The 12423-nt window shown below is 40.7% G+C and carries 14 protein-coding genes; 12 read left to right on the top strand and 2 right to left on the bottom strand.

The features are described from left to right. The first annotated feature begins 89 nt into the window (after nucleotides 1-89). The 11 genes from rpoE (at nucleotide 90) to N8L90_RS03520 (ending at nucleotide 9478) form a co-directional block, all read left to right on the top strand. On the top strand, nucleotides 90-677 hold the full coding sequence (gene rpoE / locus N8L90_RS03570; protein ID WP_000418405.1) for a DNA-directed RNA polymerase subunit delta: 588 nt from the start codon (nucleotides 90-92) through the stop codon (nucleotides 675-677). A 236-nt stretch (nucleotides 678-913) separates the two neighbouring features. Continuing rightward, nucleotides 914-2521 (top strand): CTP synthase, encoded by a 1608-nt coding sequence (locus N8L90_RS03565; protein ID WP_000105246.1) that lies wholly within the window; start codon nucleotides 914-916, stop codon nucleotides 2519-2521. Between the two features lie 119 nt (nucleotides 2522-2640). Beyond that, nucleotides 2641-3714 carry an N-acetylmuramoyl-L-alanine amidase family protein gene (locus tag N8L90_RS03560; RefSeq protein WP_261024187.1) on the top strand — a complete coding sequence of 358 codons (1074 nt, stop codon included), beginning with the start codon at nucleotides 2641-2643 and terminating at the stop codon, nucleotides 3712-3714. Between the two features lie 249 nt (nucleotides 3715-3963). Beyond that, nucleotides 3964-4263: a DUF4651 domain-containing protein gene (locus N8L90_RS03555; RefSeq protein ID WP_001815024.1), complete on the top strand. Its 300-nt coding sequence runs from the start codon at nucleotides 3964-3966 to the stop codon at nucleotides 4261-4263. Beyond that, nucleotides 4260-4577: a thioredoxin family protein gene (locus N8L90_RS03550; protein WP_060806141.1), complete on the top strand. Its 318-nt coding sequence runs from the start codon at nucleotides 4260-4262 to the stop codon at nucleotides 4575-4577. Before N8L90_RS03555 ends, N8L90_RS03550 begins: the two co-directional genes overlap by 4 nt. A 15-nt stretch (nucleotides 4578-4592) precedes the next feature. Next, on the top strand, nucleotides 4593-5219 hold the full coding sequence (gene ytpR / locus N8L90_RS03545; RefSeq protein ID WP_203175854.1) for a YtpR family tRNA-binding protein: 627 nt from the start codon (nucleotides 4593-4595) through the stop codon (nucleotides 5217-5219). Between the two features lie 41 nt (nucleotides 5220-5260). Further along, on the top strand, nucleotides 5261-6022 hold the full coding sequence (locus N8L90_RS03540; RefSeq protein WP_261024185.1) for an SDR family NAD(P)-dependent oxidoreductase: 762 nt from the start codon (nucleotides 5261-5263) through the stop codon (nucleotides 6020-6022). Between the two features lie 76 nt (nucleotides 6023-6098). Further along, the gene (locus N8L90_RS03535; RefSeq protein ID WP_000282465.1) at nucleotides 6099-6494 is read left to right on the top strand and encodes a single-stranded DNA-binding protein; all 396 of its coding nucleotides are present in this window, start codon (nucleotides 6099-6101) and stop codon (nucleotides 6492-6494) included. Nucleotides 6495-6649: 155 nt separating this feature from the next. After that, entirely contained in the window at nucleotides 6650-6934 is a 285-nt protein-coding gene (gene groES, locus N8L90_RS03530; protein WP_000917328.1) for a co-chaperone GroES, read from the top strand. A gap of 15 nt (nucleotides 6935-6949) precedes the next feature. Beyond that, nucleotides 6950-8572 carry a chaperonin GroEL gene (gene groL, locus N8L90_RS03525; RefSeq protein ID WP_261024184.1) on the top strand — a complete coding sequence of 541 codons (1623 nt, stop codon included), beginning with the start codon at nucleotides 6950-6952 and terminating at the stop codon, nucleotides 8570-8572. A 138-nt stretch (nucleotides 8573-8710) separates the two neighbouring features. Further along, a complete protein-coding gene (locus tag N8L90_RS03520; RefSeq protein ID WP_261024183.1) occupies nucleotides 8711-9478 on the top strand; it encodes an epoxyqueuosine reductase QueH in 768 nt (255 codons plus the stop codon). A gap of 69 nt (nucleotides 9479-9547) precedes the next feature. Here N8L90_RS03520 and ntdP read toward each other — a convergent pair whose 3' ends face one another. Then, on the bottom strand, nucleotides 9548-10081 hold the full coding sequence (ntdP, locus tag N8L90_RS03515) for a nucleoside tri-diphosphate phosphatase (RefSeq protein WP_000775316.1): 534 nt from the start codon (nucleotides 10079-10081) through the stop codon (nucleotides 9548-9550). Nucleotides 10082-10169: 88 nt separating this feature from the next. Beyond that, nucleotides 10170-10946: a recombination regulator RecX gene (recX, locus tag N8L90_RS03510; RefSeq protein ID WP_261024182.1), complete on the bottom strand. Its 777-nt coding sequence runs from the start codon at nucleotides 10944-10946 to the stop codon at nucleotides 10170-10172. A 37-nt stretch (nucleotides 10947-10983) separates the two neighbouring features. On the opposite strand from recX, the gene rlmD reads away from it, so the two are divergent. Then, entirely contained in the window at nucleotides 10984-12339 is a 1356-nt protein-coding gene (gene rlmD / locus N8L90_RS03505) for a 23S rRNA (uracil(1939)-C(5))-methyltransferase RlmD (RefSeq protein WP_049521663.1), read from the top strand. Nucleotides 12340-12423 lie beyond the last annotated feature (84 nt).

Raw genomic sequence — 12423 nt, 5'->3', positions numbered from 1 at the left:
CAAAATTATCGTAAAATAAAGAGTAAATGATAAAATGAGGTCAGAGTCTGTTCGCTCTGGCGATAGTAGTATAAATGAGGAGAAACGCTTTGGAATTAGAAGTATTTGCTGGGCAAGAAAAAAGTGAACTATCTATGATTGAGGTAGCGCGTGCTATCTTGGAACTTCGTGGTCGCGACCATGAGATGCATTTTAGCGATCTTGTAAACGAAATTCAAAACTACCTTGGAACATCAAACAGCGATATCCGTGAAGCTTTGCCTTTGTTCTACACAGAGTTGAACTTTGACGGTAGCTTCATCTCACTTGGAGACAACAAATGGGGTCTTCGTTCATGGTATGGTGTGGATGAAATAGACGAAGAAATCATCGCTCTTGAGGAAAATGATGACGATGAAGTAGCACCAAAAGCTAAGAAAAAACGTGTCAATGCCTTCATGGATGGCGATTCAGATGCTATTGACTACAATGCAGATGATCCAGAAGACGAAGATGCATACGAAGCAGATCCAGCTCTTTCATACGATGATGAAAATCCAGATGATGAGAAAAATGAAGTGGAAGCTTACGATGCAGAAATCAACGAGATTGCCCCTGATGACTTAGGTGAAGACGTGGATCTCAACGAAGAAGACGATGAGTTTTCAGATGATGATGCTGAAAATATCGAGGAATAAAAATTAGCTATTGACAATTATCCTATTTTTAGGTATCATATTGTTCGGGCACCTCTTTTAGAGGTCGGGGCTCCCTAGTTCTTAGGGAGCTATTTTTGTTTTTTCAAGAAGTTATCTTCTTGTATTTTGGTTGTGAATCTGGTGCAGTCGTCCCAGATTATTCTTATTAGTAGGGTCTTGTTTTCTATGTCCCCTCGTAGTCAACAAGACCTTGAGCATTTTAGAAAGAGGAATCTATGTCTACGAAATATATTTTTGTAACTGGTGGTGTGGTATCGTCTATTGGGAAAGGGATTGTGGCAGCGAGTCTAGGCCGTCTCTTGAAAAATCGTGGTCTCAAGGTAACCATTCAAAAGTTTGACCCTTATATCAATATCGATCCGGGAACTATGAGTCCTTATCAGCACGGGGAAGTTTTTGTGACAGATGACGGAGCTGAGACAGATTTGGATTTGGGTCACTATGAACGTTTCATCGATATCAATCTTAACAAATATTCCAACGTGACAACTGGTAAAATTTACAGTGAAGTTCTTCGTAAGGAACGCCGTGGAGAATACCTTGGGGCAACTGTTCAGGTTATTCCTCATATCACAGATGCTTTGAAAGAAAAAATCAAGCGTGCCGCTCTAACGACCGACTCTGATGTTATTATCACAGAGGTAGGTGGAACAGTAGGAGATATCGAGTCCTTACCATTCTTAGAGGCCCTTCGTCAGATGAAGGCAGATGTGGGTGCGGATAATGTCATGTACATCCATACAACCCTGCTTCCATACCTCAAGGCTGCTGGTGAAATGAAGACCAAACCAACTCAACACTCTGTCAAAGAATTGCGTGGATTGGGAATCCAGCCGAATATGTTGGTTATTCGTACAGAAGAGCCAGCTGGTCAAGGAATTAAAAACAAACTAGCACAGTTCTGTGATGTGGCACCAGAAGCCGTTATCGAATCGTTGGATGTCGAACATCTTTACCAAATTCCATTGAATTTGCAGGCACAAGGTATGGATCAAATTGTCTGTGACCATTTGAAACTAGACGCACCAGTAGCGGATATGACAGAGTGGTCAGCTATGGTGGACAAGGTCATGAACCTCAAGAAACAAGTCAAGATTTCCCTTGTCGGTAAGTATGTGGAGTTGCAAGATGCCTACATTTCTGTGGTTGAAGCCTTGAAACACTCTGGTTATGCCAACGACGCAGAAGTTAAAATCAATTGGATCAATGCCAATGATGTGACAGCAGAGAATGTGGCGGAACTCTTGTCTGATGCGGACGGAATCATCGTACCAGGTGGTTTTGGCCAACGTGGTACGGAAGGGAAAATCCAAGCCATTCGCTATGCGCGTGAAAATGATGTTCCAATGTTAGGTGTCTGCTTGGGAATGCAGTTGACATGTATCGAGTTTGCTCGTCACGTTTTGGGTCTTGAAGGTGCCAATTCTGCAGAGCTTGCACCAGAAACAAAATACCCTATCATTGATATCATGCGTGATCAGATTGATGTTGAGGATATGGGTGGAACCCTTCGTTTGGGACTTTATCCATCTAAGTTGAAACGTGGCTCTAAGGCTGCGGCTGCTTATCACAATCAAGAAGTGGTGCAACGTCGTCACCGTCACCGTTATGAGTTTAACAACGCCTTCCGTGAGCAGTTTGAGGCAGCAGGCTTTGTCTTCTCAGGAGTTTCTCCAGATAATCGTTTGGTCGAAATCGTGGAAATTCCTGAAAATAAATTCTTTGTAGCTTGTCAGTATCACCCTGAACTTTCAAGTCGTCCAAACCGTCCAGAAGAACTTTACACTGCCTTTGTGACTGCAGCAGTTGAGAACAGTAATTAGCAAAATCAGAACCTTTGAGAAGAATCTCAGAGGTTTTTTGCTTGCATATTTAGGATATGAGTTGCAAAATAAAAATATAGTGATATAATTAACATAAAAAATTCTAAGGAGGATCTACGATGAAAAAAATCACACTATTTAGTTTGTCTCTAGCTGGTCTAGCTTTACTGGCTTTTCCACATTCAGGGCAGGCATTTGAGCTTAAAGAAGAATGGGTTGTTAAGTGTGGAGTACAGTATCAAGATGGCAAGATTTTTCGATTCAACAATGGTCATGAAGTGGATATCAAAGTCTTGGATTTGCCAAAAACCGAGAAAATCGAGTGGACAGTTAGTCTCAATGGTCAAGATCAGACTGTCAATTTCCTAGGTCAAGAAAAGGACAAGTCTATGATTGGTATAGAAGGGCGTTACCTGAATTTCTATGTTCCATATGGCTATAGAGGAGATATCAAGGTAGAAGCCAAGAGCGGAAACGAAGTGAAGATCTGGTCAACGAAAGTTGTGGATGATATTCATAATGATAGTGGAAAGAGAGGTTACTATCGTATTGAAGAATCAAATAATCAATACACTTACATCGATGCTAAATGGGATTATCAAACCAAGACTTACACTGCCACTTTACCAGAGACTGTCAATGGTCAAAAAGTCTTTGCTTGGGCAGACTATGGCAATGGCGAGTTGAAACTTGAAAAACTAAAATCTATCAGTCATAAATATGATGGAGGATCTTTCAAAGAACTTTATCCGATTGTAAAAGCAGAAAGTTGGCTAAAATCAAACCAAAACTGGTACTATCAAAAACAAGGCCAACTAGTTCAAAATGCTTGGGTTAAGGACAAGGGAACTTGGTACTTTATGAATGATAACGGAGTCATGTTCAATCAAACTTGGCTCTATCAAGGTAGCAACTGGTATGCCTTTAAATCATCAGGAGCTATGATTGCGAGTGATTGGCTTTACGACCAAGGCAAGTGGTACTATTTATCAACTTCAGGAGCTATGAAAGCAAGCGCTTGGATTTATGACAAGGGAGAATGGTATTATGTAAGTTCTTCTGGTGCCATGCTAGCGAATGATTGGGTCAAAGATAATGGCAAGTGGTATTATCTGGCTTCATCAGGTAATATGCTTCGCAATACCTACACACCTGATGGTTACTACGTTGGTAACTCAGGCGCTTGGCAATAAGAATAATACTCTTCGAAAATCTCTTCAAACCACGTCAGTTCTATCCACAACCTCAAAACGCTGTTTTGAGCTGACTTCGTCAGTTCTATCTACAACCTCAAAGCAGTGATTTGAGCAGCCTGCGGTTAGCTTCCTAGTTTGCTCTTTGATTTTCATTGAGTATAAGAAGTCCTTTTCCTTAATGGAAGAGGCTTTTTACTTGCTTTTCTGCTACTTCCTCATTTGTCCTAAAGCCTTTTTTGTGTTAAAATGAATGGTATGAAAGCTAAAAAAATGTGGATGGCAGGCTTGGCTTTGCTTGGTATTGGGAGCCTTGCCCTTGCTACGAAAAAAGTTGCAGATGACCATAAGCTCATGAAGACTCAGGAAGAGTTGACAGCGATTGTGCGAGACCATTTTTCAGACATGGGGGAAATTGCGACCCTCTATGTTCAAGTCTATGAAAGCAGTCTAGAGAGCTTGGTTGGTGGCGTCATTTTTGAGGATGGCCGTCATTATACCTTTGTCTATGAAAATGAAGACCTAGTCTATGAGGAGGAAGTCTTATGATACAGCCAGAAAGTTTAGAAGAATTGGCATCTTTAGTAGAAAAAGATGGCAAGAAGGTTTTCCTTTTTGTGGCGGACTGGTGTGGCGATTGCCGTTATATCTATCCTGCCTTACCAGAAATTGAGGAGACCAATCCAGAGTTCACCTTTATTCGAGTGGACCGAGACCAGTATATGGATTTGGCTAAACTCTGGGATGTTTACGGAATTCCTAGCCTTGTTGTTCTAGAAAAGGACAAGGAAATCGGCCGTTTTGTCAATCGCGACCGTAAAAGCAAGCAACAAATTAATGACTTTTTAGCAGGACTGAAATAGGAGAAAATAGAAACAATGATTTTTACATATAACAAAGAACATGTCGGTGATGTCCTTATGGTCATCGTGAAAAATAGCGGAGATGCCAAACTGGATGTGGAGCGCAAAGGCAAGGTGGCTCGTGTTTTCCTCAAAGATAATGGGGAAACAGTGGCTTGGAATATTTTTGAAGTTTCAAGTTTCTTTGAAATTGCAGAGCGCGGTCAAGTCTTTTTATCAGATGAGCAAGTCGCTCGTTTGAATCAAGAATTGCAGACGGAAGGATTTACAGAAGAAATTGTCAATGACAAGGAACCTAAGTTTGTTGTTGGTGAGATTGTCGAGATGGTAGCCCATCCAGATAGTGACCACCTCAACATCTGCCAAGTTGCAGTATCAAGTGACAAGACTGTACAAATCGTTGCAGGGGCTCCTAATGCGCGTCTTGGGTTGAAAACCATTGTGGCTCTTCCTGGAGCTATGATGCCCAAAGGCAACCTCATTTTCCCAGGCGAACTTCGTGGTGAAAAGAGTTTTGGCATGATGTGCAGTCCTCGTGAATTGCATCTGCCAAATGCTCCGCAAAAACGTGGTATTATTGAATTATCAGAAGACCAAGTTGTTGGAACTCCATTTGATCCAGCTAAACACTGGACTGCCTAAGAAGTTGTTAATATCTGATAGACCAGATAGAAGGAAATAAGATGGCAAAAAATGTTGTGATTACAGGAGCGACATCAGGAATTGGTGAAGCGATTGCGCGTGCTTATCTGGAGCAGGGTGAGAATGTCGTTCTAATCGGACGACGGACAGACAGACTAGAAGCCCTTAAGTCGGAGTTTGCAGAAGCCTTCCCAAATCAAACTGTCTGGACCTTTCCACTAGATGTCACGGATATGACTATGGTAAAGACTGTCTGCTCCAGTATTCTAGAAACGATAGGGAAGATTGACATCTTGGTTAATAACGCCGGTCTGGCTCTAGGTTTAGCACCCTATCAGGATTATGAAGAGCTGGATATGTTAACTATGTTGGATACCAATGTCAAAGGTTTGATGGCAGTCACTCGCTGTTTTTTGCCAGCAATGGTAAAAGCTAATCAAGGACATATCATCAACATGGGGTCAACCGCAGGAATCTACGCCTATGCGGGTGCCGCTGTTTATTCAGCTACCAAGGCAGCGGTTAAGACCTTTTCAGATGGTCTGCGAATTGATACCATCGCAACGGATATCAAGGTGACGACTATTCAACCGGGAATTGTCGAAACAGATTTTTCGACGGTACGTTTTCACGGTGATAAAGAACGAGCTGCGTCTGTTTACCAAGGAATAGAAGCTTTGCAAGCTCAGGATATCGCAGACACAGTAGTCTATGTGACCAGTCAACCTCGTCGTGTGCAGATTACAGATATGACCATCATGGCCAATCAACAAGCGACAGGTTTCATGGTTCATAAAAAGTAAAAAATTTTCTCGAAAAGTTACAAATTTCTGTAACTTTTTTGATTTCCTACGAATAGATAAGTAGGAGGAAGAAAATATGTATAATAAAGTTATCATGATTGGGCGTTTGACGTCTACACCAGAATTGCACAAAACCAACAATGACAAGTCAGTAGCGCGAGCAACTATCGCTGTGAACCGTCGTTACAAAGACCAAAATGGGGAGCGCGAAGCTGACTTTGTCAATATGGTTCTATGGGGCAGACTAGCAGAAAGCTTGGCCAGCTACGCAACTAAAGGTAGTCTCATTTCCGTTGATGGGGAATTGCGTACTCGTCGCTTTGAGAAAAATGGCCAGATGAACTATGTGACCGAAGTCCTTGTGACAGGATTCCAACTTCTGGAAAGTCGTGCTCAACGTGCCATGCGTGAAAATAATGCAGGACAAGATTTGGCGGATTTGGTTTTGGAAGAGGAAGAATTGCCATTTTAAGCATTAAAAAGTCTGAGTTGGTCTCAGGCTTTTTATCTTGAGAAAGTCAGACTTTTTTCTTGACTATTTCTGACCAAGTGATACAATAGAACTATAAATTAGCACTCATATATAAAGAGTGCTAATAATATGTAGTTCATCATGGAGGAAAACAGATGTTGAAACCATTAGGAGACCGTGTGGTCTTGAAAATCGAAGAAAAAGAACAAACTGTTGGAGGTTTTGTCCTTGCAGGTTCAGCTCAAGAAAAAACAAAAACAGCCCAAGTTGTGGCTACTGGACAAGGTGTTCGTACCTTGAACGGTGACTTGGTAGCTCCAAGTGTTAAGCCTGGAGATCGTGTCTTAGTTGAAGCCCACGCAGGTCTTGATGTCAAAGACGGCGATGAAAAGTACATCATCGTTGGCGAAGCTAACATCTTGGCTATCATTGAAGAATAGAAGGAGAAAGTAAGTATGTCAAAAGAAATTAAATTTTCATCAGATGCCCGTTCAGCTATGGTTCGTGGTGTCGATATCCTTGCAGATACTGTTAAAGTAACCTTGGGACCAAAAGGTCGTAACGTTGTGTTGGAAAAATCATTTGGCTCACCCTTGATTACCAATGACGGTGTGACCATTGCCAAAGAAATTGAATTGGAAGACCATTTTGAAAATATGGGTGCCAAATTGGTATCAGAAGTAGCTTCAAAAACCAACGATATCGCAGGTGACGGAACGACAACTGCAACAGTCTTGACTCAAGCAATCGTCCGTGAAGGAATCAAAAACGTCACAGCAGGTGCAAATCCAATCGGTATTCGTCGTGGGATTGAAGCAGCAGTTGCCGCAGCAGTTGAAGCTTTGAAAAACAACGCCATCCCTGTTGCCAACAAAGAAGCAATCGCTCAGGTTGCAGCCGTATCTTCTCGTTCTGAAAAAGTTGGTGAGTACATCTCTGAAGCCATGGAAAAAGTTGGCAAAGATGGAGTCATCACTATCGAAGAGTCACGTGGTATGGAAACAGAGCTTGAAGTTGTAGAAGGTATGCAGTTTGACCGTGGTTACCTTTCACAGTACATGGTAACAGATAGCGAAAAAATGGTAGCTGATCTTGAAAATCCATACATTTTGATTACTGATAAGAAGATTTCAAATATCCAAGAAATCTTGCCACTCCTAGAAAGTATTCTCCAAAGCAATCGTCCACTCTTGATTATTGCGGATGATGTAGATGGTGAAGCCCTTCCAACTCTTGTTTTGAACAAGATTCGTGGAACCTTCAACGTGGTAGCCGTTAAGGCACCTGGTTTTGGTGACCGTCGCAAAGCCATGCTTGAAGATATCGCCATTTTGACAGGCGGAACAGTTATCACAGAAGACCTTGGTCTTGAGTTGAAAGATGCGACAATTGAAGCTCTTGGTCAAGCAGCTAGAGTAACTGTGGACAAAGATAGCACTGTTATCGTAGAAGGTGCTGGAAATCCTGAAGCGATTTCTCACCGTGTTGCAGTTATCAAGTCTCAAATCGAAACCACAACTTCTGAATTTGATCGTGAAAAATTGCAAGAACGCTTGGCGAAATTGTCAGGTGGTGTAGCAGTCATCAAGGTCGGAGCTGCAACTGAAACTGAGTTGAAAGAAATGAAACTCCGCATTGAAGATGCCCTCAACGCTACTCGTGCAGCTGTTGAAGAAGGAATCGTTGCAGGTGGTGGAACAGCCCTTGTAAATGTTATCCCTGCCGTAGCTGATTTGGAATTAACAGGAGACGAAGCAACAGGACGCAATATTGTTCTCCGCGCTTTGGAAGAACCTGTTCGTCAAATCGCCCACAATGCAGGATTTGAAGGCTCTATCGTTATCGATCGTTTGAAAAATGCTGAAGTTGGTACAGGCTTCAACGCAGCAACTGGTGAATGGGTTAACATGATTGATCAAGGGATTATCGACCCAGTTAAAGTGAGTCGTTCAGCTCTACAAAATGCAGCATCTGTAGCCAGCTTGATTTTGACTACGGAAGCAGTCGTAGCCAATAAACCAGAACCAGCAGCCCCAGTTCCAGCAATGGATCCAAGTATGATGGGTGGGATGATGTAAGCTTTCTATAGAAAACAACTTATAAAAAAACACAAAAGGAGGGAATGGCTATTCCTCCTTTTTATGATATTCACTTCTAAATTGATTTGAGCTCTCCTAACTTATATGATAAAATAAGACTAGAAAAAGGAGAAGAACATGATCGATGTAGAAGAAATTCTGAGCAAGATGAACCCCAATCAGAAGATTAATTATGACCGTGTCATGCAGAAGATGGTACAAGTATGGGAGAAAAATGAGCAACGGCCAACCATTCTCATGCATGTTTGCTGTGCCCCTTGCAGTACCTATACCCTCGAATATTTGACTAAGTATGCAGATGTGACCATCTATTTTGCCAATTCTAATATCCATCCTAAGGCAGAATACCATAAGCGGGCCTATGTCACCAAGAAATTTGTTAGTGATTTTAATGAGCGAACTGGCAATAACGTTCAATACCTAGAAGCCCCTTATGAACCTAACGAATATCGTAAACTGGTTCGAGGTTTGGAAGAAGAGCCAGAAGGTGGCGACCGTTGCAAGGTTTGTTTTGACTACCGACTAGATAAGACAGCGCAAGTGGCTATGGATCTTGGCTTTGACTACTTCGGTTCGGCTTTAACCATCAGTCCTCATAAGAATTCTCAAACCATTAACAGTATTGGAATCGACGTGCAAAAGATTTACACCACCCACTATCTTCCAAGTGATTTCAAGAAAAATCAAGGCTACAAACGTTCAGTAGAGATGTGTGAAGAGTATGATGTCTATCGTCAATGTTATTGTGGATGTGTCTATGCAGCACAAGCCCAGAATATTGACCTGGTTCAAGTTAAGAAGGACGCCACTGCGTTTCTGCTGGATAAGGATGTTGAAAAAGACTATTCTCACATCAAATTTACTGTTACGAAATTAGATATATAGAGACCAACCCAGCTGAAAAGCTGGGTTTTTCAAATAAAAAACCAGGGCTTTCACCCTAGTTTGACAACTTTACCGATTCTTTAGTTCTACATAGCGCTTGTACCAAATGTTTACATAGGCTTCTGAGAAAGGACCTCGTCCATTGTTAATCCAATCAACAAGAATTTTGACATGTTCTTTTAAAATGTAGTCCAAGTCATCAGAATAATTCATTTTGCGTTTGTGACGCTCATACTCCTCAACGTCCAAGAGACGTTTTTCCCCATCTGTAAAAATTTTAACATCCAAATCGTAATCAATATACTTCAGTGCTTCTTCATCCAGATAGTAGGGGCTAGCCATATTGCAATAGTAGGAAATTCCATTATCACGAATCATGGCAATGATATTAAACCAATATTTCTTGTGAAAGTAAACAATAGCCGGTTCTCGAGTGACCCAACGACGACCATCACTTTCGGTAACCAGTGTATGATCGTTGACACCAATAATGGCGTTTTCTGTTGTTTTTAGTACCATGGTGTCCCGCCAAGTTCGGTGGAGACTCCCATCATGCTTATAACTTTGAATTGTAATAAAGTCGCCTTCTTTTGGAAGCTTCATAACTAACCAACTTTCTACAATTTATAAGTTTATCGTCTACTATTGTACCATAAAATTACCTAAAATCTGTGAATTTTACATGAAAATATTAAAGATATTCTCTGAGAGCGCTTGCTATATCCGAAAAATCGTAGCCTTTTCGTGCTAAAACTTGAGTTAAACGCTGTTTAAGTTCGTATCCTTCATATTTTCGGGCATACTTAGAATATTGCTTATCAAGTTCCCTGAAGATGAGTTCCTGAGTCGTTTCTTGGTCAACTTGACTATCCAACTGGTCAAAGGCACTTTTAGCATCAGAATAGGAAAACCCCTTGTTGGTCAGATTTTGGATTATCTTATCTTGCAAGGCACGAGCTGGAAGTTTTCCCTCATATTTTTTCAATAGTTTATTAGCTACACGTTGAGCAACTTCCGAAAAATCAAATTCTTTCAGAATCTCTTCTATAGTAGATTTTGAAATCCCTTTTTGTGTTAGTTTCTGAGTCAGTACATAAGGCCCCTTGTCTCCTGAAAGTTGATTGGCATTGATAATAGCATAAGCGTACTGGCTATCATTAATCCACTTATCTTCTTTAAGATTAGCAATGACTTGAGAAATTATTTTTTCATCAATATCATATTTTTTTAGATATTCACTGACCTCTTTTTTAGTGCGTGCTTTAAAGGATAAATGGTAGAGGGCCAGATTCTTACCATAAGAAAATTGAGCAAAGTCCTGAATCTCTTTCAATTCTTCTTGGCTTATCACCTTATCTCTTGATAACATAAAACGAACAATTGTATCTTCAGTAATATAGCATTTGTCGCCATTATCAAGCTCCATCAGATAGAGTCTTTTTTTCTTTTCAAGTTTTGTGATTTTCATAGTTCTATTATAACTCAAAATGTGATAAGATAGGGGTATGAATCTGAAAGTGAAACAAAAAATACCATTAAAAATCAAGCGCATGGGAATTAATGGTGAGGGAATCGGCTTTTATCAAAAAACACTAGTCTTTGTGCCTGGTGCTCTCAAAGGAGAAGATATCTATTGTCAGATTACTTCTATTAAACGTAACTTTGTTGAGGCAAAATTACTGAAGGTCAACAAGAAGTCTAAATTTCGAGTTGTGCCAGCTTGTACTATTTACAATGAGTGCGGAGGCTGCCAAATCATGCACCTGCATTATGATAAGCAGCTGGAGTTCAAGACGGACTTACTTCACCAAGCACTGAAAAAATTTGCCCCTGCAGGATATGAAAATTATGAAATCCGCCCGACGATTGGAATGCAAGAACCTAAGTACTACCGTGCTAAGTTACAATTTCAGACTCGAAAATTTAAGAATCAGGTCAAGGCGGGCTTATATGCACAAAACTCTCACTATTTAGTAGAGTTGAAAGACTGCCTGGTACAAGACAAGGAAACCCAAGTGATTGCTAATCGCCTAGCAGAATTACTTACTTATCACCAGATTCCAATCACCGATGAGAGAAAAGTTCTAGGTGTTAGAACTATAATGGTCCGACGAGCAAGAAAGACTGGACAGGTTCAGATTATTATTGTTACAAATCGTCAGCTTAATTTAACCCAACTAGTAAAAGACTTAGTTAAAGATTTTCCAGAAGTTGTGACAGTAGCTGTTAATACAAATACAGCTAAAACCAGTGAGATTTATGGTGAAAAGACAGAGATTATCTGGGGACAAGAGAGTATTCAAGAAGGTGTACTCGATTATGAATTTTCACTATCTCCTCGAGCTTTCTATCAACTAAATCCTGAACAAACAGAAGTTCTTTATAACGAGGCGGTAAAAGCCTTGGATGTTAATAAAGAAGACCATTTGATTGACGCTTATTGTGGAGTGGGAACGATTGGATTTGCCTTTGCAAAGAAAGTAAAGACACTTAGAGGAATGGATATTATCCCAGAAGCTATTGAAGATGCCAAGCGAAATGCGAAAAGAATGGGATTTGACAATACTCATTATGAAGCTGGAACGGCAGAAGAGATTATTCCTCGTTGGTACAAGGAAGGCTACCGAGCAGATGCTCTGATTGTGGACCCACCACGTACAGGTCTGGATGATAAGTTATTAGATACTATTCTTACTTATGTGCCAGAAAAAATGGTTTATATTTCTTGTAATGTTTCGACCTTGGCTCGTGATTTGGTACGCTTAGTAGAAGTCTATGATCTTCATTATATCCAGTCGGTCGATATGTTCCCACATACAGCTCGAACTGAAGCTGTTGTAAAATTAATAAAAAAAGTTTAAAAAAGTAGTTGACAAAGTTTGAAAAGTCGGTATAATAGTAAGAGTTGAAAATAACAACTCTGGTCCGTTGGTCAAGGGGTTAAG

Source organism: Streptococcus mitis (genome assembly GCF_946190115.1).
Classification (GTDB): Bacteria; Bacillota; Bacilli; order Lactobacillales; family Streptococcaceae; genus Streptococcus; species Streptococcus mitis_CO.
This window is presented reverse-complemented; position numbering and strand designations above follow the sequence as displayed.